We start from the raw sequence: 20,186 nt of genomic DNA, 5'->3' as shown, positions 1-20,186 counted from the left end.
GGCAATGTGGATCTCCGTCACCCTGCAGGCCGACGCCGACAAGGCAGAGGCCCTGTCCGACGCCCTGATGGAGGCCGGCGCGCTGTCGGTCTCGATCGAGGATGCGGACGCCGGCACCGAGGCGGAGAAGCCGCAATTCGGCGAACCCGGGCACCTGCCCACCGGACTGTGGGACCACAGCCGGGTGATCGCGCTGTTCGATGGCGACACCGCCGGCGACGCGCTCGCCGCCATGCTGGCAGAAGCCGCGCAAGCTGCCGGCCTGGGTGCAGTTCCGCCATTCACGACCGAGAAGATTGCGGAGCAGAACTGGGTGCAGCTCACGCAGAGTCAGTTCGACCCCATCCGCATCACCGACCGGCTGTGGATCGTGCCGTCCTGGCATGCGGCACCAGACGCGAACGCGATCAACATCGAGCTCGATCCCGGCATGGCCTTCGGCACCGGCTCGCACCCGACTACCCGGCTGTGCCTGCAGTGGCTGTGCGATGCGGTCACCCCAGGCTGCAGCATGCTCGACTACGGCTGCGGCTCCGGCATCCTCGGCATTGCTGCTGCCAAGCTCGGCGCAGGGGACGTCATCGGCGTCGACATCGACGCCAAAGCCGTGGAAGCAGCGCAGGACAATGCCGCCCGCAATGCCGTTGACATGCGGCTGCAGCACTCCGCGGTACCGCTCGATGAACACTTCGATCTCGTCGTCGCCAACATCCTCACCAACCCATTGTGCGTGCTGGCCCCGGCAATCGCGGCTCGCGTCGCCGCGGGCGGGCGGGTCGCCCTCTCGGGCGTTCTCGAGACCCAGGCCGAGCAGGTGATCGAAGCCTGGGCCCCCTTCATCACACTGCACGTAGGCGGCAGCCTGGATGGCTGGATACGCCTGGAAGGACAGCGCCCCAGGCCATGATGCTCACGCGCTGCCCCGCCTGCCAGACGGTGTTCCGGCTGCGGCCGGAGCAGTTGCACGCCAGGCGTGGAGAGGTCCGCTGCGGCCATTGCTTTCACCCCTTCAACGCGCCTGAGCACGCAATCGAGGCACCGCCTGCCGGCGCGACTCACGATCACGCCCACGGCACCGACTCGACGGCAGCCCCCGCGTCCCGCCAGGACGGCGCCCTACAGGCACGAGAAGGCACCGAGCGGACCGGGGAGGCATTCTTCGCCCTCGGCGGCAGGCGGACGGAAGAACCTTCCGCAGGTATCGGGCTCGACTTCGAGATTCCCGATTTCCATTTGCCGGACCTACCCGATGCCCCCACGCAGCCCCCCGCCCGACCGCCTGCCGACAGCAAGACGGATCCGGTAGAGGCGCCACTCGCCTTCGATCCGGTTTTCGACCCGGCTTTCGACACTGCACCCGCGCCGGTACAGCAGCGACACGACCCGCTGCCTCCTGTGTGGCCGGCAGCGGACGTGTCGACCACCAGCCAGGCGAGCCCCCTCGGGCACGACAGCCAGGACGAAAGACGCACCGCACCCACTCCAATGCCCGGGGTATTGCGCAGCGGCAGGCGCGGAACCGAAGCGCTTCATGAAGCGGGCATCGATGCAGCGCCGGGAGATCAGCTCGCCGCTGCGCCCTTTGCGCATGACGAAGCATTCGAGCGCGCCATGGATCGCGCCCTTGCGAGGGCGGAACCACGCCTCGCAGCGGACGCTGCAGCGCAACGTGCTCTGCCGATCGACGAAGGCCTGCATTCGGACGACGACATCCGCCGCCTGGACGCAACGTATGGCAAGCCCAGGCACACGCCCCACCCGGCCGCACGCGCGGCCGCGACGCTCGCCTTCACCGTGCTGCTCTTCCTGCTGGGCGCACAGCTGACCTATCTGTACCGCGTTGAAATCGCCCGCGACCTACCGGGCCTGCGCACAGTCCTGAGTGCAGCCTGCGCCCATGCCGGCTGCACCGTCCCCTACCCGCGCGATGCCGACCGCATCGCGATCGACTCTTCGGACCTGCAGTCCGAACCCGGACGCCCGGGCCACTACCTTTTGCATGCGACGCTCAACAACCGCGCCGACTACCCTCAGCAGTGGCCCCATCTCGAGCTGACGCTGACCGACGCTGGCGACAACCCGATCTCGCGCCGGGTCTTGGCCCCTTCCGACTGGCTACCTGCCGGACAGGTGGCGCCGGCCTTTCCAGCACGCAACGTGGTCGGCCTGCGTATTCCGTTCGCGGCGCCGGGGCTAGCGCCGACCGGCTACCGCATCTACGCGTTCTTCCCCTGAAGCGCCGAAGGGCAGCATTGCAGCGCCGCCCTCGTCAGGGACGAGCCGCAGTCAGCGCGTCACGCGCGTCGTCCCGCCGTCGCGCAGCACCCGCACACGCTCACCCGGCCGCAAACGCTCACCCTCATCGGCCTGCACGACAGCAAGGAACTGTCCGTTGTCCAGCCGCACGGTAACCTCCACGCCGGGAGTCCGCGTCATCCCCTCCTCCAGGGCGGAGCCAGCCGCCCCACCCGCCACCGCGCCAATCACGGTGGCCACAGCCTGGCCGCGGCCACCGCCTATCGTACTGCCGGCAATACCCCCCACCGCAGCCCCGGCAACGGTACCAACCGGCGACTTCGTGCCCTCCAGTTGAACACCGCGCACCGACTCGACCGTGCCGAACTGCACCGTCATCGCCCGCCGCGCCTCGGTACGCGAATAGGTACCGCCACCGAGCCCTTGAGCGCATCCGCCCAGCACCAGTACCGCAACGATCGCGCCTGCCGCAGCACGCAACTTCAATCCCTTGTGATTCACCATAGCTCCTCCCCAAATGCCGCTGCAAAGCGGGCGGCAATGTCGGCGCGCGTCGGCTGGTGGTTCTGCCCTCCACGATGAGCAATCTTGATTGCACCCATGACGGCAGCCAGGCGCGCGCTTTTCAATACATCCCAGTTGTTTACCAGGCCGTGCAACAGGCCCGCCCGGTAGGCGTCACCGCAGCCCGTCGGGTCAATCACCGCCGTGGCAGGCACCGCCGGCACATGGATCAACTCGCCGCGCCAGTGGATGCGCGAACCCTCCGCACCCAGTGTGACAACCAGCGCCTCGACCTCGCGCGCCAACGCCTCTTCGCTGCGCCCGGTCTTGTCGCACATCAGGCGGGCCTCGTAGTCATTGACCGTGCAGTAGCGCGCCTGTTGCAGGCAATTCAGTAACGCTTCGCTACCGAGAATCGGCAGCGCCTGACCCGGATCGAAGACGAACGGCACGCCCGCCTCGGCGAAACCGGCTGCATGGCGCAGCATGCCATCGGCACCATCCGGCGACACGATACCCAGACGCACGCCCTGCGCCTCGCGAACGTCGTTGAGATGAGAGTGGAACATCGCGCCCGGATGGAACGCGGTGATCTGATTGTCGTCAAGATCGGTGGTAATGAAGGCCTGCGCGGTGAACGTCCCCGGCACCTCACGTACGTGATCCTCACGCAGCCCCAGCGCCCGCATGCGTGCCCGATAAGGCCCGGCATCCTCGCCGACCGTCGCCATGATCAGCGGATCGCTGCCCAGCAGCTTGAGGCTGTAGGCGATGTTGCCCGCGCATCCCCCGAACTCGCGGCGCATGTCGGGTACCAGGAAGGACACGTTCAGGATGTGGATCTGGTCGGGGAGGATGTGGTGCTTGAAGCGATCGGGGAACACCATGATCGAGTCGTAAGCGACCGATCCGCAGACGAGAATGGACATTTTTGGGGGACCAGGATGGGAAAACCGCGATTATCCCAAAATGGCTGCACTGGCGCCGCGCCTGCATGGGACGATGTGCGCCGCGAGTTGCCCCCCGGCGCACATCCCCAGGCCGACATCAAGCGTCGGCGAGCACAGCACGCAGGCGGATCGCCATTTCCTCCAGCGCCTCGCGCGGCGGGTTCTTGGCCGGCCAGGCGAGCGCCATGCCGTCGCCCTCCCAGCGTGGCAGCACATGGATGTGGAAATGAAATACCGTCTGGGCGCCGGCCGGCTCGTTCGCCTGCAGCAAGGTCACGCCTTCACAGCCGAAAGCCTTCTTGACCGCACGCGCCATACGCGCTGCGGTGCGCATGGCAGCGCCGGCCAGCTCGTCCTCGAGCGCGTACACGTTTGCCCGATGCGGCTTCACCAGCACCAACATGTGCCCAGGATTGACCGACTGGATATCCATGATGACCAGGGTATTCTCATCCTCGTACACCCTCGAGGCAGGCAGCTCGCCGCTGACGATGCGGCAGAACACGCAGTTCTCCATGCTTTCAGTTCTCCATGCTGGTTTGTCGTCACCGCATCGTAATCAGGGCGTCACCGCATCGCAACGCGGGCTCTCGAGAATGCGTCCATCAGAACAGGACGGAAGCCTGCCATGCTCCAGCACATCAAGCCCCGCCAGGACGCGAATGCGCGCAAGTCGCGCAACCTTCACGTTGGTCTCGCCACCTGCGAAACGGAGATCCTCGAAGCGCAGAAGCTGCGCTACCGCGTGTTCGCGGACGAGATGGGCGCACGACTCAACCCGCGCAGCCCGGGCGTGGATCGCGACATCTACGACCCGTTCTGCGAGCACCTGATCGTACGCGATGAGGATGCCGGGCGCATCGTCGGCACCTATCGCATCCTGTCTCCGGCCGCAGCGCGCAAGGTTGGCGGCTACTACTCGGAGAACGAGTTCGACCTCACCCGCCTGCAGCACCTGCGCGGCAGCCTGGTCGAGATCGGGCGCTCTTGCATCGACGCCGATTACCGCAGTGGCGCGGTCATCGCCCTGCTGTGGTCCGGGCTCGCGCGCTACATGCAGGAAGGCGGCTACGGCTACCTGATCGGCTGCGCCTCGGTCAGCATGGCCGACGGCGGCCATGCTGCGGCCAGCTTGTATAATCAGCTCCGCGACAAGCATCTCGCGCCGCTCGAATACCACGTGTTCCCGCGCTGCGCGCTGCCGCTCGACGCCCTGCGCCACGACCTGCCGGCCGAGGCACCGCCGCTGGTCAAGGGCTACCTGCGCGCCGGGGCGTGGATCTGCGGCGAGCCGGCCTGGGATCCCGACTTCAACACCGCAGACCTGCCGATCCTGATGCCGATGGGCAAGGTCGATGGCCGCTACGCAAAGCACTTCCTGGGACGCAAAGACTGAACACGCCCGCGACACCACCCGAGATCGAGCAGGCCGCAACCGAGGCTCGCGACGCCATTGCAGCACAGGCAGCGACCGTCCGGCCTGCCGTGGCATCGCCCACGCTGCGCGCCTGGCGCGCGCTGCGCCTGGGCCTCCATCTGCTGCTCGGCCTGCTGACGATCGCGCTGGTGTTCCCGTTCTGCGGGCGCACTAGCCAACAGCGTCTGCGCCAGCGCTGGTCCAGCGGCCTGCTGCGCACGCTCGGGATTCGGCTCGAGCACGAGGGTGAGGCGGTGGCACCGGGCTGCATGCTGGTCGCCAACCACATCTCCTGGGTGGATATCTTCGTCATCAACGCGCTCGCTCCTGCCGCCTTCGTCTCGAAGGCGGAAGTGCGTCAGTGGCCGGCAATCGGCTGGCTGGCCGCACGCAACGACACCATCTTCCTGCGCCGCGGCAGCCGCGGCCACGCCCGCATCATCAACATGGAAACGGCTGCCCTGCTCGAGACCGGCTGCAACGTGGCGATCTTTCCTGAGGGGACAACAACCGACGGCTCGCAGGTGCTGCACTTTCACGGCGCACTGCTGCAACCGGCGATCGCGTGCAAGCACCCTGTGCAGACCCTCGCATTGCGCTACCAGACGGCAGACGGCCGCTACACGCGCGCACCGGCCTATGACGGCGACCTTAGCCTGGGCCAGTGCGTGCGCAACATCATCTCCACACCGGTCATCGTCGCCCGGGTCTGCGTCGCCGCACCGCTACCGACCGGTGACGGCACGGACCGCAGAGAACTGGCGCGTCTTGCACGCTCCCTGATCGTCGCGGCCCTCGAACTACCCGCCGACGCGGAGCAGCCAAGGGCAGCCCCCGCGTCCGGCACTCAGCCCGGGACCTGAAACACGGCGTCATCCTCGATGCGCAGTGCAGTAAGTTTGCCGCCCCACACACACCCCGAATCGAGCGCGATGAGCCCAGGCTCGCGATAGAAGCCGAGTGCGGACCAGTGGCCACAGACGATCGTGTGCGTGCGGCTGAAGCGGTCGGGCACCCGGAACCAGGGCATCATCCCCGCCGGCGCCTTGTGCGGCGCCCCCTTCGCGCTGAGGTCCATACGCCCGTCCGCCGAACAGAAGCGCAACCGCGTCAGTGCATTGACGATCACACGCAGGCGATCCCAACCCTTGAGCTTGTCCGACCAGCGCTCCGGACGGTTACCCGCGAGCTGGAGCAGGAAGTCCCTGGCCTTCGGCCCGGCAAGCGTGTCGCTGACTTCCTGGGCAAGCGCACACGCGCGCGTCACAGTCCATCCGGGCAGCAGACCGGCGTGAACCAGCACGTGATCACCCGCCACATGCATCAGAGGCCGCCGCGCCAGCCAATGCAAAAGCTCATCGCGGTCAGGCGCTTCGAGCACCTGGTACAAGGTGTCATCGCCCAGGCGGCGCTTGAGGCCGGCTGCGATCATCAGCAGGTAGAGATCATGGTTGCCGAGCACAACCACCGCAGCATCACCGAGGTCGCGTAGCGCGCGTAACACGCGCAGTGACTCCGGGCCGCGGTTGACCAGGTCGCCCACGATCCACAATCGATCGCACGCCGGGTCGAAATGCACCAGGTCCAGCATGCGCGCAAACGGGGTATGGCAGCCCTGGATGTCTCCGATCGCGTAGGTGGCCATCGTTGCGGGTGCTGCGCGGGATCAGACCCGGTAGTAGTCGCGGTACCAGGCGACGAAGCGCGCAACCCCGTCCTTGACGCTGGTCGCAGGCGCGAAGCCGGTCCAGGCGTTGAGCGCTGCCGTGTCGGCGTACGTGGCCGGCACGTCGCCATCCTGAAGCGGCATGAAGTTCTTCTGCGCCGTCATGCCAAGCGCGCCCTCGATCGCCGAAACGAACTCCATCAATTCGACCGGGTCATGGTTGCCGATATTGAAGACGCGGTAGGGCACGTTGCTCGTGCCCGGATCGGGCTGGTCGGCGTCGAAGGCGGGATCCGGCGCGGCAACGCGGTCGAGGGTGCGGAGCACGCCCTCGACGATGTCGTCCACATAGGTGAAGTCGCGCTTCATGCGCCCATGATTGAAGACGTCGATCGGCCGCCCCTCGAGGATGGCCTTTGTGAACAGGAACAAGGCCATGTCAGGCCGGCCCCAGGGGCCATAGACGGTGAAGAAGCGCAGGCCGGTGGTCGGCAGCCTGTACAAGTGACTGTATGTGTGCGCCATCAGCTCGTTGGCCTTCTTGGTCGCCGCGTAGATGCTGACCGGGTGATCGACACTGTCGCGCTCGGCGAACGGCATCTTGGTGTTGCCGCCATAGACGCTGGAGCTCGAGGCATACACCAGGTGCTTGACGCGCGCATGGCGGCAACCCTCGAGGATGTTCATGAAGCCGACGAGATTGCTATCGACGTAGGCATGCGGGTTCTGCAGCGAGTAGCGCACGCCGGCCTGGGCCGCGAGATGGATCACACGATCGAAGCCCTCCTCAGCGAACAGGCGCTCCATGCCCGCACGATCGGCCACGTCCAGCTTCACGAAGCGGAACTGCGGATGCGGCGCAAGCCGGGCGAGTCGCGCCTCCTTGAGCGAGGGGTCATAGTAGTCGTTGAGGTTGTCCAGTCCGACCACCTGGTCACCGCGAGCGAGCAGGCGCTCGGTCGTGTGCATGCCGATGAAACCGGCGGCACCAGTTACGAGAATCTTCATTGGGAGTGCATGAGCGAGGAGTGGGATCAGGGGCGGATTATCGCATGTAGATCCGTGCGCACGTGTGACAGAGGTCTTGCAGCGGCAGTGACGCCGCACGCATGCCGATGCACGGACCTCGACCACCATCCTTGCTTATACTTGCGCAGTCGCCTTCAGTCCGTGATCGATGCTGACCCGCCTGCCTTACACCCTGCTCTGGCTCCTCGCACTGCCCTTCGTACTGCTCAGGCTGTTGTGGCGGGCACGCCGCCAGCCCGGCTACATCCGCCACCTCGGCGAGCGCTTCGCGAGCTACCGCGTACGCGCGCCCGGCCCGGTGATCTGGGTGCACGCCGTCTCAGTGGGCGAAACGCGCGCGGCCGAACCACTGGTGCGTGCCCTGCTCGAGGCCTGGCCCGAGCACAGCGTCGTGATCACGCACATGACACCCACCGGCCGCGAGACCTCCAGGGCCTTGTTCGGCAGCAACGCCCGCGTGCTGCGCGCCTACCTGCCCTATGACCTGGGCTGCCTTGCAGAACGATTCCTGCGTCACTTCCGCCCGAGCTTCGGCGTAATCATGGAAACCGAGCTGTGGCCGAATCTGCTCGCTGCCTGCCGCCACAACCGCGTTGCCGTGATGCTCGCCAACGCTCGCCTGTCGGAACGCTCGGCGCGGCGCTACGCGCGCGCGCCAGTGCTGACTGGCCTGACCATGAAGGCTCTCGACGTGATCGGCGCGCAAACGGCCGCCGACGCTGCGCGCCTGCAGCAGCTCGGCGCAGCGCGTGTCAGCGTCACTGGCAACATCAAGTTCGACGTCACACCCACCGCGGCGGCACTGGCGCTCGCGACCCAGCTGCGGGAACGCGCAGGCGAGCGCCCGGTCGTGCTCGCCGCAAGCACCCGCGAAGGCGAGGAAGCGCTGCTGATCGACGCCTTCGTCCGCCTGGCACCGGCAAAAGCCTTGCTGCTACTCGTACCCCGCCACCCACAGCGCTTCGACGAGGTCGCCCGCCTCGTCGCCGGCCGCGGCGTAAAACTGCAGCGACGCAGCGCCGAGGAGGCGATCGAAGCGGACACGCGGATCCTGCTCGGGGACTCGATGGGCGAGATGTTCGCCTACTACGCCGCAGCCGACGTGGCGCTGATCGGCGGCAGCTGGCTGCCGCTGGGCGGCCAGAACCTGATCGAAGCCTGCGCCGTGGGCACGCCGGTGGTCGTCGGCCCGCATACCTTCAACTTCATGCAGGTGGCCGAAGAGGCTGTGCGCACCGGCGCAGCGCGCCGGGCCAAGGACGCCGCGGACGGCATCGCCGCCGCACTGGCCGTGCTGGGCGATGAGGACATGCGCGCGCAGATGGCTGCGGCCGGACGCGCCTTCGCCACGCAGCACCAAGGGGCGACGCGACGCACCATCGAGCTGCTACGCGGACTGCAGGTGCAGTCGCCCGCTCCGCGCCCGGGACTCAGGGCGCCAGCAGCGCGTTGATCGCCTGCACATCGTCCTCGCCGAGCGTTCCAGCGGCCGCCTTCAGGCGCAGTTGAGCGAGCAGGGTGTCATAGCGCGCGCGCGACAGCTGTTGCAGGGTGTCGGCAAGCTGAGTCTGCGCATTGAGCACATCGATGTTGATGCGCACGCCAACCTCGTAGCCAAGCTTGTTGGCCTCGAGCGCCGAAGTGGACGAAACCCGCGCCGCCTCCAGCGCCCGCACCTGCGCCATGCCGCTGGTCACGCCGAGCCAGGCCTGACGCGCCGCGAGCGCAGCGCTGCGGCGCGCATCATCGAGTTCGGCATCGGCCTTCACTCGCAGCGCGGCTGCTTCGCGCGTTACCGAAGACACCCTACCCCCGGCGTAGAGCGGCATGTTCAGCTGCACGCCGATGGCACTCGCCTCGGCACGGTCGGTCGAGGGCTGCGGACGACGATTCACGCCATGCGAGGCAACCACATCGATGGTCGGAAGGTGGCCGGCACGCTGACGCTCGACTTCGCGCACGGCGATCTCGCGTGCCAACTGCCTCGCCTGCACGCCAAAGCTGCCGGATTCAGCGGCAGCCACCCAGTCGGCGATGTTGTCGGGCTGCGGACGCTGGAGCGCCACCCCCTCGCGCAAGCCGGAAAGCCCCCCCGGCTCCTTGCCAATGATCTGCGCCAGCGTCTGGCGCGCGACCTCGAGCTGGTTTGCAGCAGCGATCTCCTGTGCCGAGGCAAGATCGAAGCGCGACTGCGCCTCGTGCACGTCGGTGATGGTGACCGTGCCAACTTCGAAGCTCGTTCGCGCCAGTTCAAGCTGCTCGGCTGCAGCGGCGCGCAACTGGTCCACGGCTGCGAGCGCATCCTGGGCAATCAGCACATTGAAATAGGCTTCCGCGACCCGCAGCACGAGATCCTGGCGGGCGATGCCGAACTGGGTTTCGGACAGCGCAGTCTGCAGTTCGCCCTGCTTGTACTGTACCCAGTTTTGCCAGCGGAACAGCGGCTGGGTGAGCTGCACGCCGTAGCCATTGCTGTTGTAGCTGCGCTCAGGACTGCCACTGGTAGGGCGCAGTTCGGAATCGTTCCAGGTCGTGTTGGCCGACAGGCCGATCTGCGGCAGCAAGCCAGCACGGCCCTGAACGACACGCTCCCGGCCGGCCTCGAGCTCGGCACGTGCAGCGGCAAGGCGCGCATCGTTGGCCAGCGCATCCTGATAAGCCTGCATCAGATCCGCTGCCATTGCACCGGCCGAGAACAAGCCTGCGATGCACACCGCCAACAGTCGCTTCATCCGAACCTCCGCTCCTTGCCTCATCCAGGGCGTGGCATCAGTACTGCGGCATGCGCGGGTCGACCTGCGCTGCCCAGCCAGCCACGCCACCTGCCAGGTTGATCACATTACTGAAGCCCTGGCGCTGCAGAAAGACGCATACCTGGGCACTGCGCCCGCCATGGTGGCAGACAACGATGGTCTCGCGGTCGCGGTCGAGTTCGCCGACGCGCGCGGGGACGCTTGCCATCGGCATCAGCACCGAGCCGTCGATGTGACAGATCTCGAACTCCCAAGGCTCGCGCACGTCGAGCAGCAGCGGCAGTCCCTGCTCTGATTCCGCGAGGCGCTCGGCAAGCTGCACTGGAGTGATCTGGTGCATGGCGGGCTCAGAAACTGAAAGTCTCGCCGCGCGCGGCGTTGCTGATCATGGGCACGACGGTCTCGAAGATGTCCTCGGTACGGAAACGCCCCTCGGCTTCGCAGGTGACCAGCCGCGCCTTCATGACCGGCGCCTCGCCAACGAACGCGAACAGACGGCCGCCGACCTTGAGTTGCTCTAGCAGCGCCTGAGGTACGAACGGCAGCCCACCGGAGACCACGATGACATCGTAGGGCGCGCGCTCGGGCCAGCCCGCGACACCGTCGCCCTGGATGACGACCACGTTGTCGACACCATTGCGCTCGAGGTTCGCGCCAGCGAGCCTGACCAGCTCCGGCTCGATCTCGATCGTGCGCACCCAGTCGCAGCGCGCCGCGAGCAGGGCGGCAAAATAGCCCGAGCCGGTGCCGATCTCGAGCACCGAATCACCCTTGGCAACGCGCAGCGCCTGCAACACCTTGCCCTCGATGACAGGCTTGAGCATCACCTGGCCGCAGCCAATGGGAATCTCGACATCGGCGAACGCCAGTTCGCGATGCGCCTTGGGCACGAACTCCTCGCGCTTGACGGTCATCAGGAGGTCGAGCACATCCTGATCCAGCACCTCCCAGGGGCGGATCTGCTGCTCGACCATGTTGAAGCGCGCTTTCTCGAAGTTCATCGGGGACTCCATGCAATATATTAGCACACGCTAATGGATAGCGTTATCCGGAAGGCCAAAACCTTGGCATTCTAGCGCAGATGCTGCAGCGCGATCCGCTGCATGTCACCAAGGCACATCCGAACGGAGCAATCAGCGTGACTCGAGCAGCAGACGACCGTTGTGCGGCTGGATGGGCCGGCCGTTGCGGGGATAGAGGCGCGCGAAGACCGCGAGTTGGTCATGGGAGATCGGCACCGGCTGCTTCATCACCACCCAAAGTACGTCTTCGGTGCAGGGAGGCGCAGGGAGTGAGCCGATGTAGAGGAAATGCCCCGGATTCGACGGCACCATCGAAGGCAGATCGAGCACGGCGTCAGGCGCGAACGCCCGTCCGCGATCCAGCGGCAGATTGTTGAAAATGGTCTGCAACACCTCGTTGGGCGTATCCCCAGCCTCGAGCAACAAGGACAGAATCGCAACCTGCCCGTCTTCGCTGCGGTGCTCCAGATACATGGCCATGTCGTGCGCCATGCCGCCGATGCGATCCTGCGAGGGACGATGCAGCGTGAAGCGCTCGAGCGCGTAGCGGGTGCCGCGCACCACGATGCTCAGGCCCTCGCCCACATCCACCTGAAGGGTGTTTCCGGTATCGCGGATGCGAAATCCGCTGCGGCGGTAATCGAACTCGACAGGCGCCAGATCCACAGCGATGCCGTCGCGCAGGTCGATCGGCGACTGACGCCGCCCCTCTGCGCACAGGCGCCACTCCGGCCGCAACGCGGCCCAATGCTCGGGGCCAGTCTCACCCGCGTAACTCCAGCTGGGCTCGAGCGCCGGCCGTGTCACACGGACGCCACCACGCTCGCCGACGGACTGCTCAGCGGCACGCGCGATACGGGCGCGCTCCGCTGCGCCGCCGTCGGCGGGCAAGCGCGGCCGGACCGGCTCGGTGCGCACCGGCGTGCGCGGTTCGGGCGGACGGGCGACTGGCCGCTGGGGCGCAGCCGCGGATGAACGGGGAGCGGGCTGCGCGACGGCTGCAGCGGACGCCGGCCGTGAAGCGGTAGCCTCGCTCCGCGGAGCAGGCGCCGAAACAGGCGCCGAAGCGGGCGTCGGAGAGGGCGTCGACACCTGCGCGGCCGCCCCCTGTGACGGGCCAATGCGGGGCAGTGCCGGCAAAATGGAGGGCTGCGCCTCCTGCGTGGCAGGGGACGCGTCCCCAGTGCGAATGGTGCCTGAGGCGAATTTCGCGGGGATGCGAACCACGGGCTCGGGAAGTGAAGGAGCAGGCTCCGCAGCCACGGCAACCGGCGCCGGAGCGGGCGGCGCCGAAGCAGCGGGCGGCATCGGCGCCGCGGCAGGCGTCACCGGCGGCGCTGGCTGCACCGGCGGCACGGATGGCCCCGGGGCCGATACCGGAGGCTGCACGGTAGCCGGCGCCACTGCAATGGCGGCAGGCGCGGCCGGCAGCACTGCAGCGGCAGGCCGGGCAGGCGGCGGCGCAGGAGCGGCATTGGCAACTGGCGCGGCAGCCGGTGCAGCAAGCCGAGCCGCCTCGTTGGCGAGCTTGAGCAACTCTGCGGCACTGGGCGGATCGCACACCTCCCGCCACATGCGCTCGTCCACGGAATTAGGCGTAACCATGACCGACGCCCCATCCACAGCCTCCTCGCGGAGGATATTGTCCGCGGCATCGACGTAGACGCGCTTGATCGTGGTAAAGCTGCGGTTTCGGCAATCGTAGCGGTTGAGCGCCTTGATCATCGCGTAGCCTGCGCTGCGTGCCTCGTCCGTCGTCAGCACGACACGTCCCCAAGAGATCTTCGTGCCCGCATCCGAAGACAGGATGCTGTCGCGGTCGATCTCGATGCGGCGATTACGGTCGCTCAACACGAGCTGCCAGTCAGCCGCAAGCACGGCGTGCATGGGCTGGGCGAGTAAGCAGGCGGCGAGCAGGAGTCGGATGGGCTTCATGGGCACTGAGCAAATTCGGCTGGCACGATGCTAAACGACCATTTCGGCGATATCTTGAGCACCTTGCCACATGCTGACGCATCCAGTATCGTGCGGCGATCTCGTTAGGGGTGCCCGCAGCACGGGGCTGAGAAAGACCCTTTGAACCTGATCCGGCTCATACCGGCGTAGGGAAACGTATCCATGCATACCCGCAACACCCCCTCCGGCGCCAGCGGCGCCGCTTCCGCCATTGTCAATGTCGTCTCGATCGCAGGCGTCGACCCCTCGGGCGGCGCCGGCGTGCTCGCCGATCTCAAGGCCTTCTCGGCACTGGGCGCCTACGGTTGCGGTGTCGTCGCCGCACTGACCGCTCAGAACACCCAGGGGGTGGCTGGCGTACACGTGCCGCCGACCGACTTCCTGCGCCTGCAGATCGACACCCTGTTCGGCGATGTCCAACTTCACGCCACCAAGATCGGCATGCTCGGCAGCGCAGAGGTCACGACCACCGTTGCCGAGCGCCTGGCACACTGGCAGGCAGCCAATGTGGTGCTCGACCCCGTGATGGTCGCCAAGAGCGGCGACAGCCTGCTCGCCCGCAGCGCGATCTCGGCAATGCGCGAGGCGCTCTTCCCACAGGCGTTCATGATCACGCCCAACCTCCCCGAGGCGGGCGTGCTGCTCGAACAGCGCGCGCCGGACACGGTAAAGGAAATGTACCGCGCCGCCGAGCGCCTGCGCGAGTTGCTACCGCTGTCTTCCGAACGCTGGGTAATGCTCAAGGGCGGCCACCTGCCCGGCAACGACCTGGTCGACCTGCTGTTCGACGGCGATCGCATGGTCGAACTGTCGTCGCCGCGCATCGACACCAAAAACACCCACGGCACCGGCTGCACGCTCAGCTCGGCAATCGCGGCGCTGCTGCCGCAAGCCAAGGGGCAGCTGCACCCGGTCGAGGCCGCCGTGCGCCATGCACGCCAGTGGCTGCTCGGTGCCATCGCACATGCGGGCGAACTCGCCGTCGGCAGCGGTCACGGCCCCGTGCATCACTTCCATGCCCTGTGGCGACGCTCGCAGAAGTCACCCTGAAGGCACAGCCCCAGGCCGCCCCGAGGACGAGCGGCATTTGCACACTCACACATAAACAGACCACCCCCAGGAGACTCAGCCCATGAACGCCAACGAAAAATTCATCGCCGCCGAAGCCCACGTCGACGAAGCCGCGATCGCCCCGCTGCCCAACTCGCGCAAGATCTACGTCGAGGGTTCGCGCCCGGACATCCGCGTGCCGATGCGCGAGATCACCCAGAGCGACACCCCGGCCTCCTTCGGCGCCGAACCCAACCCGCCGATCTTCGTCTATGACTGTTCGGGCCCCTACACCGACCCAGCGGCCAAGATCGACATCCGCTCCGGCCTGCCCGCGCTGCGCCAGCCGTGGATCGAGGCGCGCGGCGACACCGAAGTGCTGCCCGGCCTGTCCTCCGAGTACGGCCGCGCCCGCGCCGCCGACACGGCGCTCGACGAGCTGCGCTTTCCCGGCCTGCACCGCGCCCCGCGCCGCGCCAAGCCGGGTGCCAATGTCACCCAGATGCATTACGCCCGGCGCGGCATCATCACCCCCGAGATGGAATACATCGCCATCCGCGAGAACCTGAACCGCGAGCAGTACATCGCCTCGCTGCGCGCCACCGGCCCCAAAGGCCAGAAGATGGCCGACATGATGCTGCGCCAGCACCCGGGCCAGAACTTCGGCGCCAGCCTGCCGCCGGTGATCACCCCCGAGTTCGTGCGCGACGAAGTGGCGCGCGGGCGCGCCATCATCCCCAACAACATCAACCACCCCGAGAGCGAGCCGATGATCATCGGCCGCAACTTCCTCACCAAGATCAACGCCAACATCGGCAACTCGGCGGTCACCTCGTCGATCGCCGAGGAAGTCGACAAGATGACCTGGTCGATCCGCTGGGGCGGCGACACGGTGATGGATCTCTCCACCGGCAAGAACATCCACGAGACGCGCGAGTGGATCATCCGCAACTCGCCCGTGCCGATCGGCACCGTGCCGATCTACCAGGCGCTGGAGAAGGTCAATGGCAAGGCCGAGGAGCTGACCTGGGAGATCTTCCGCGACACCCTGATCGAGCAGGCCGAGCAGGGCGTGGACTACTTCACCATCCACGCCGGCGTGCTCTTGCGCTACGTGCCGCTCACCGCCAACCGCATGACCGGCATCGTGTCGCGCGGCGGCTCGATCATGGCCAAGTGGTGCCTGGCGCATCACAAGGAGAGCTTCCTCTACGAGCACTTCGAGGACATCTGCGAGATCATGAAGGCCTACGACGTGGCCTTCAGCCTGGGCGACGGCCTGCGCCCGGGCTCGATCTACGACGCCAACGACGAGGCCCAGCTGGGCGAACTCAAGACCCTGGGCGAGCTCACCGACATCGCCTGGCGCCACGACGTGCAGGTCATGATCGAGGGCCCCGGCCACGTGCCGCTGCACCTGATCAAGGAGAACATGGACCTGCAGCTCGAGTGGTGCAAGGAGGCGCCCTTCTACACCCTGGGCCCGCTCACCACCGACATCGCCCCGGGCTACGACCACATCACCAGCGGCATCGGCGCGGCCACCATCGGCTGGTACGGCACCGCCATGCTGTGCTACGTGACGCCCAAGGAGCACCTGGGCCTGCCCAACAAGCAGGACGTCAAGGAAGGCATCATCACCTACAAGCTGGCCGCGCACGCCGCCGACCTGGCCAAGGGCCACCCGGGCGCGCAGATCCGCGACAACGCCTTGAGCAAGGCGCGCTTCGAGTTCCGCTGGGAAGACCAGTTCAACCTCGGCCTCGACCCGGACAAGGCCAAGGAATTCCACGACGAGACCCTGCCCAAGGACTCGGCCAAGGTGGCGCACTTCTGCTCGATGTGCGGGCCGCACTTCTGCAGCATGAAGATCACCCAGGACGTGCGCGACTTTGCCGCACAGCAGGGCATCGACGAGGCCGAGGCGCTCAAGAAGGGCATGGAGGTGAAGTCGATCGAGTTCGTCAAGAGCGGTGCCGAGGTCTATCGCAACGTGTAAGGTCAATCGCCAGAGCGTAAGCCTCGACGGGCCGCACATGCGGCCCGTCGGCTTTTTGTACATCACGCTCGGAATTCGAAAGGCAACCGCCCCGGCAAACTGCAAGCCGCAGTTTCCAACGCGCTACACGAGCCAGCCCTCACGTTCGACGTGTAAACTGACGGGTTTTCCGCTCAAGCCCGTCTCGGGCGCGCCCCAAGCCCATGACCCCGCTCGACCGCTTCACCCAGGATGACCTGATCGCCCAACTCGGCATGGAGACCGTCGCCAAGGGGCTGGGCTATCTGAGCCGGGTGAGCGCACTCTCCGCCGACGGCTGCTCGGTGTCAGCCCTGGTCAAGGGCAGGCAACGTACGCCCTACGACGTTTCCGCTGACGTGATCGAGGAAGAAGGACGCCCTGCGCTTGTCAGCGCATGCACCTGCCCCATGGGTTACGGTTGCAAGCATGTCGCCGCGATGATGCTGGTATGGCTGCACCAGCGTCGCCGACCGGACCGCCCGCGCGAGCAGGTGCGGGCGTGGGTGGAGGGCTTTCGCCAGGCCGCTCGGGCGCTTGAGCCAGGAGCCGCGGGCAAGCCCCAGTCCAGCAAGACGACCCACGCACTGCACTACGTCATCGAGCACGATGCCTACAGCAGCGATCACCGCGTCGCTTGCTACAAGGTGCGCCTGGACCAACATGGACAGATACGCCAGCATGAACGCTGGAACAACATCGAGCGTGCGCTGCAGGCACCGCCCGCCTTCGTTGCCGATGACGACCACGAGATCCTGCGTCTGCTGTGGGCGCACAGGCCGCATGGCCGCCCCATCCCGGGCGATGGCGTGACACTGGAGGGCAGGCACAGCAACGCGCTGATGGCGAGCCTGCTCGCCAGCGGTCGCGCGCACTACGACAGTCTCGCCACACCGGTACTGAGCGCCGGCGAAGCGCGCCCGGGCACCCCGGACTGGACGCTCACCGCCGACGGCCTGCGCGCTCCGGTGCTCAAGCTCGACCCCGCCGCTGCCCGGGTCCTGCCACTGCTGCCGCCCTGGTACATCGACACGGCCAGCGCGAGTGCCGGCCCGATCACGCTCGACCTTGCCCCCGAACTGGTGCAACGCATGCTGTGGCTGCCGCCGCTGACACAGGCGGAGTCGGAACTGGTGGCCGAAACCCTTGCCGAAGTCGCCCCCACCTTGCCCCCGCCGACCCTGCGCGGCGAGCCGCCCGTCGAAGTGAGCGGAACACCGGTACCCATACTGCGCCTGGAGACTCGGCCGGTGCTGCAGGCGCGCTATCGCAGCTATGCGGCCTATGGCACCTATGTCTTCGACTTCGCGCTGCTGGCCTTCCGCTACGGCCCGGTAACCATCGACGCCGGCGACGGCCGCCTCTTCCTCCCCCTGCCGGACGGCCGCAGCGCCCGCCTCACGCGTGACGAGACAGCCGAGCGGGTCGCGGCCCAGCGGCTCGCCACCGCTGGCTTCACCCGCATTCCGCCGGGTGCGATACAGGGCAGTTTCGGCCCCCTGCCGGCAGACGCACTCGGACTCGCAAGCGAGGCCGAGTGGCCGATCTTCATGGCCGACACAGCGGCCGCACTACGCGCCGAAGGCTGGACAGTCGAGTTCCCGAGCGACTTCCGCCACCACGCCATCGACATCGACCACCTGATGCTCGAAATCGACGAGCATGAGGACGGCTGGCTGGGCCTGTCGCCCGGTATCGAAGTGGATGGCAAGGCATTGCCACTTGCACCTTTGCTGGCGGGGCTGTTCGCACACGATGCACGCTGGCTGTCGGGACGGCTGGACGACATCGACGACCACGAGGCGCTCATCCTCGAGGACCAAGAGCTCGGCCGCCTGCGCATCAGCGCCGGCCGCGTGAAGCCGCTCGTGCGCGCGCTCGTCGACCTCTTCGACCGCCCCGACCACGACTGGCGTCTTTCAAGGCTCGACGCCACACGACTGGCCGAGCTCGACCTGCCGGGCCGCGGCCACGATCTCATCGCACAACTCTCCAGCCGCCTGCGCGGCGCCACCGGCATCGCCGCAGTGCAAACGCCGAAAGGCTTCGGCGCCGAACTGCGCCCCTACCAGCTCGAAGGCCTGGCCTGGCTGCAGCACCTCGTAAGGCACGACCTCGCCGGCATCCTCGCCGACGACATGGGCCTGGGCAAGACAGCGCAGACGCTCGCTCACCTGCTCACCGAGAAGCACGCCGGCCGGCTGGATGTGCCCGCACTGGTCATCCTGCCTACCTCGCTGGTGTTCAACTGGCAGGCCGAAGCCGAGCGCTTCGCGCCCGAGCTGAAGGTGCTCAACCTGCACGGCTCGGATCGTCATGCGCGCTTCGACGAGCTCGATGCCGACGTGAAGATCGATGTGGCGCTCACCACTTATCCGCTGCTGTGGCGCGACGCAGAACAGCTGCAGGCGCGCCAATGGAGCCTTCTGATCCTGGACGAAGCGCAGACGGTAAAGAATGCCGCCAGCAAGGGCGCGCAGGTGATCCGACAGCTCAAGGCCCGCCACCGTCTCGGCCTTACCGGCACGCCGCTGGAGAACCACCTCGGCGAGCTCTGGGCGCAGTTCGACTTCCTGCTGCCGGGTTTCCTCGGCACGCACAAGCAATTCACCCAGACCTGGCGCACACCGATCGAGAAGCATGGCGACAGTGACCGCCGCGACCTGCTCGCCGCCCGCCTGCGCCCCTTCATCCTGCGCCGGCGCAAGGAAGACGTCGCCACCGAATTGCCGCCCAAGACCATCATCGTGCGCAGCGTCGGTCTCGAGGGCGGACAGCGCGACCTCTACGAGACGGTGCGCGCGGCCATGGACGAGAAGGTGCGCGCCGAGATCGCCGGCAAAGGCTTCGCGCGCAGCCAGATCGTGATCCTCGATGCTCTGTTGAAGCTGCGCCAGGTGTGCTGCGATCCGCGCCTGCTGAAGTCACCGGCTGCGGCGCGCGTCAAGGAGCGCGCCAAGCTCGACCTGCTCATGGACATGCTGCCCGAGTTGATCGACGAAGGCCGGCGCATCCTGGTGTTCTCACAGTTCACCTCCATGCTCAGCCTGATCGCTGCGGAGCTCGACAAGGCGAAGATTGGCTGGGTGGCGCTGACCGGCGACACCCGCGACCGCCGCATTCCGGTCGAAGACTTCCAGAAGGGCCGCGTGCCCGTGTTCCTCATCAGCCTGAAGGCGGGCGGCGTGGGTCTCAACCTCACCGCGGCCGACACCGTGATCCACTACGACCCGTGGTGGAACCCTGCCGCCGAGAACCAGGCCACCGATCGCGCCCACCGCATCGGCCAGGACAAGCCGGTGTTCGTGTTCAAGCTGGTATGCGCAGGCAGCATCGAGGAGAAGATCCTCGCCCTGCAGGAGAAGAAGGCCGCACTCGCCGAGGGCGTGCTGTCTGAAGACGCCAACGCGCTCGCCAAGTTCGGCGAGGCCGACATCGCCGCGCTGCTGGCGCCCCTGCCACCCGCCGGGCGTTGAGCCCGGGCGGCGAGGCGCTCCCGGCAGGAGCGGCACCAACCACGGGGTTGAAGGCAATGCGAGTCGGTCAGGACCGACGAGAAGCGGGAC

General features: G+C 67.1%; 17 protein-coding genes and 1 riboswitch. Of the genes, 8 read left to right on the top strand and 9 right to left on the bottom strand.

The annotated features are described in order from the left end of the window. The first annotated feature begins 4 nt into the window (after positions 1-4). A complete protein-coding gene (gene prmA / locus LQF09_RS04900; protein ID WP_002926986.1) occupies positions 5-907 on the top strand; it encodes a 50S ribosomal protein L11 methyltransferase in 903 nt (300 codons plus the stop codon). Then, positions 904-2,235 (top strand): DUF3426 domain-containing protein, encoded by a 1,332-nt coding sequence (locus LQF09_RS04895; protein WP_270069341.1) that lies wholly within the window; start codon positions 904-906, stop codon positions 2,233-2,235. Before prmA ends, LQF09_RS04895 begins: the two co-directional genes overlap by 4 nt. 51 nt (positions 2,236-2,286) lie before the next feature. On the opposite strand, the gene LQF09_RS04890 is transcribed toward LQF09_RS04895, so the two are convergent. The 3 genes from LQF09_RS04890 to LQF09_RS04880 all read right to left on the bottom strand — a co-directional run bounded on the left by LQF09_RS04890 (position 2,287) and on the right by LQF09_RS04880 (position 4,227). Next, complete coding sequence (locus tag LQF09_RS04890; RefSeq protein WP_270069340.1) at positions 2,287-2,760, bottom strand: glycine zipper 2TM domain-containing protein; 474 nt, start codon at positions 2,758-2,760, stop codon at positions 2,287-2,289. Continuing rightward, on the bottom strand, positions 2,754-3,689 hold the full coding sequence (locus tag LQF09_RS04885) for a carbohydrate kinase family protein (protein WP_270069339.1): 936 nt from the start codon (positions 3,687-3,689) through the stop codon (positions 2,754-2,756). The genes LQF09_RS04890 and LQF09_RS04885 overlap by 7 nt, the downstream gene beginning before the upstream one ends. A 118-nt stretch (positions 3,690-3,807) precedes the next feature. After that, positions 3,808-4,227 (bottom strand): HIT family protein, encoded by a 420-nt coding sequence (locus tag LQF09_RS04880; RefSeq protein WP_002936320.1) that lies wholly within the window; start codon positions 4,225-4,227, stop codon positions 3,808-3,810. A gap of 111 nt (positions 4,228-4,338) precedes the next feature. Here LQF09_RS04880 and LQF09_RS04875 point away from each other — a divergent pair, with 111 nt between their 5' ends. Together LQF09_RS04875 and LQF09_RS04870 are read left to right on the top strand one after the other, a co-directional pair. Beyond that, positions 4,339-5,106, top strand: a complete 768-nt coding sequence (locus LQF09_RS04875; RefSeq protein WP_002926998.1) for a GNAT family N-acetyltransferase — start codon at positions 4,339-4,341, stop codon at positions 5,104-5,106. A gap of 89 nt (positions 5,107-5,195) precedes the next feature. After that, complete coding sequence (locus tag LQF09_RS04870; RefSeq protein ID WP_270069338.1) at positions 5,196-5,990, top strand: lysophospholipid acyltransferase family protein; 795 nt, start codon at positions 5,196-5,198, stop codon at positions 5,988-5,990. Here the strand turns inward: LQF09_RS04870 and LQF09_RS04865 are convergent. Both LQF09_RS04865 and LQF09_RS04860 read right to left on the bottom strand, forming a co-directional pair. After that, positions 5,975-6,772 carry a symmetrical bis(5'-nucleosyl)-tetraphosphatase gene (locus LQF09_RS04865; protein ID WP_002927006.1) on the bottom strand — a complete coding sequence of 266 codons (798 nt, stop codon included), beginning with the start codon at positions 6,770-6,772 and terminating at the stop codon, positions 5,975-5,977. The two genes, LQF09_RS04870 and LQF09_RS04865, sit on opposite strands and share 16 nt — an antisense overlap. A gap of 21 nt (positions 6,773-6,793) precedes the next feature. Then, on the bottom strand, positions 6,794-7,801 hold the full coding sequence (locus tag LQF09_RS04860; protein WP_270069337.1) for an NAD-dependent epimerase: 1,008 nt from the start codon (positions 7,799-7,801) through the stop codon (positions 6,794-6,796). Positions 7,802-7,970: 169 nt separating this feature from the next. On the opposite strand from LQF09_RS04860, the gene waaA reads away from it, so the two are divergent. Continuing rightward, positions 7,971-9,275: a lipid IV(A) 3-deoxy-D-manno-octulosonic acid transferase gene (waaA, locus tag LQF09_RS04855; protein ID WP_270069336.1), complete on the top strand. Its 1,305-nt coding sequence runs from the start codon at positions 7,971-7,973 to the stop codon at positions 9,273-9,275. On the opposite strand, the gene LQF09_RS04850 is transcribed toward waaA, so the two are convergent. The 4 genes from LQF09_RS04850 to LQF09_RS04835 form a co-directional block, all read right to left on the bottom strand. Then, positions 9,253-10,554, bottom strand: a complete 1,302-nt coding sequence (locus LQF09_RS04850; RefSeq protein ID WP_270069335.1) for a TolC family outer membrane protein — start codon at positions 10,552-10,554, stop codon at positions 9,253-9,255. The genes waaA and LQF09_RS04850 overlap by 23 nt on opposite strands. Before the next feature lie 37 nt (positions 10,555-10,591). Continuing rightward, the gene (locus tag LQF09_RS04845) at positions 10,592-10,915 is read right to left on the bottom strand and encodes a rhodanese-like domain-containing protein (RefSeq protein ID WP_002927010.1); all 324 of its coding nucleotides are present in this window, start codon (positions 10,913-10,915) and stop codon (positions 10,592-10,594) included. Positions 10,916-10,922: 7 nt separating this feature from the next. Further along, positions 10,923-11,576: a protein-L-isoaspartate O-methyltransferase family protein gene (locus tag LQF09_RS04840; protein WP_002927011.1), complete on the bottom strand. Its 654-nt coding sequence runs from the start codon at positions 11,574-11,576 to the stop codon at positions 10,923-10,925. A 132-nt stretch (positions 11,577-11,708) separates the two neighbouring features. Continuing rightward, positions 11,709-13,532: a carbonic anhydrase gene (locus LQF09_RS04835; protein ID WP_270069334.1), complete on the bottom strand. Its 1,824-nt coding sequence runs from the start codon at positions 13,530-13,532 to the stop codon at positions 11,709-11,711. A 96-nt stretch (positions 13,533-13,628) separates the two neighbouring features. Next, positions 13,629-13,723, top strand: a riboswitch (TPP riboswitch). On the opposite strand from LQF09_RS04835, the gene thiD reads away from it, so the two are divergent. The 3 genes from thiD to LQF09_RS04820 all read left to right on the top strand — a co-directional run bounded on the left by thiD (position 13,716) and on the right by LQF09_RS04820 (position 20,096). Next, complete coding sequence (thiD, locus tag LQF09_RS04830) at positions 13,716-14,603, top strand: bifunctional hydroxymethylpyrimidine kinase/phosphomethylpyrimidine kinase (protein WP_002932729.1); 888 nt, start codon at positions 13,716-13,718, stop codon at positions 14,601-14,603. It overlaps the preceding riboswitch by 8 nt. Before the next feature lie 82 nt (positions 14,604-14,685). Continuing rightward, a complete protein-coding gene (gene thiC, locus LQF09_RS04825) occupies positions 14,686-16,602 on the top strand; it encodes a phosphomethylpyrimidine synthase ThiC (protein ID WP_270069333.1) in 1,917 nt (638 codons plus the stop codon). Positions 16,603-16,805: 203 nt separating this feature from the next. Next, positions 16,806-20,096, top strand: a complete 3,291-nt coding sequence (locus LQF09_RS04820; RefSeq protein ID WP_270069332.1) for a DEAD/DEAH box helicase — start codon at positions 16,806-16,808, stop codon at positions 20,094-20,096. Positions 20,097-20,186 lie beyond the last annotated feature (90 nt).

The organism is Thauera sp. WB-2 (assembly GCF_027594845.1).
GTDB classification, from domain to species: Bacteria; Pseudomonadota; Gammaproteobacteria; order Burkholderiales; family Rhodocyclaceae; genus Thauera; species Thauera mechernichensis.
The sequence above is the reverse complement of the archived record's forward strand: the minus strand, read 5'-3'. Positions and strand labels throughout refer to the sequence as shown.

Bases quoted from the DNA above. Each gene is read 5' to 3' on its own strand.
- prmA (WP_002926986.1), top strand. From the start codon at position 5: ATGTGGATCTCCGTCACCCTGCAGGCCGACGCCGACAAGGCAGAGGCC.
- LQF09_RS04895 (WP_270069341.1), top strand. From the start codon at position 904: ATGATGCTCACGCGCTGCCCCGCCTGCCAGACGGTGTTCCGGCTGCGG.
- LQF09_RS04890 (WP_270069340.1), bottom strand. From the start codon at position 2,760: ATGGTGAATCACAAGGGATTGAAGTTGCGTGCTGCGGCAGGCGCGATC.
- LQF09_RS04885 (WP_270069339.1), bottom strand. From the start codon at position 3,689: ATGTCCATTCTCGTCTGCGGATCGGTCGCTTACGACTCGATCATGGTG.
- LQF09_RS04880 (WP_002936320.1), bottom strand. From the start codon at position 4,227: ATGGAGAACTGCGTGTTCTGCCGCATCGTCAGCGGCGAGCTGCCTGCC.
- LQF09_RS04875 (WP_002926998.1), top strand. From the start codon at position 4,339: ATGCTCCAGCACATCAAGCCCCGCCAGGACGCGAATGCGCGCAAGTCG.
- LQF09_RS04865 (WP_002927006.1), bottom strand. From the start codon at position 6,772: ATGGCCACCTACGCGATCGGAGACATCCAGGGCTGCCATACCCCGTTT.
- LQF09_RS04860 (WP_270069337.1), bottom strand. From the start codon at position 7,801: ATGAAGATTCTCGTAACTGGTGCCGCCGGTTTCATCGGCATGCACACG.
- waaA (WP_270069336.1), top strand. From the start codon at position 7,971: ATGCTGACCCGCCTGCCTTACACCCTGCTCTGGCTCCTCGCACTGCCC.
- LQF09_RS04850 (WP_270069335.1), bottom strand. From the start codon at position 10,554: ATGAAGCGACTGTTGGCGGTGTGCATCGCAGGCTTGTTCTCGGCCGGT.
- LQF09_RS04845 (WP_002927010.1), bottom strand. From the start codon at position 10,915: ATGCACCAGATCACTCCAGTGCAGCTTGCCGAGCGCCTCGCGGAATCA.
- LQF09_RS04840 (WP_002927011.1), bottom strand. From the start codon at position 11,576: ATGAACTTCGAGAAAGCGCGCTTCAACATGGTCGAGCAGCAGATCCGC.
- LQF09_RS04835 (WP_270069334.1), bottom strand. From the start codon at position 13,532: ATGAAGCCCATCCGACTCCTGCTCGCCGCCTGCTTACTCGCCCAGCCC.
- thiD (WP_002932729.1), top strand. From the start codon at position 13,716: ATGCATACCCGCAACACCCCCTCCGGCGCCAGCGGCGCCGCTTCCGCC.
- thiC (WP_270069333.1), top strand. From the start codon at position 14,686: ATGAACGCCAACGAAAAATTCATCGCCGCCGAAGCCCACGTCGACGAA.
- LQF09_RS04820 (WP_270069332.1), top strand. From the start codon at position 16,806: ATGACCCCGCTCGACCGCTTCACCCAGGATGACCTGATCGCCCAACTC.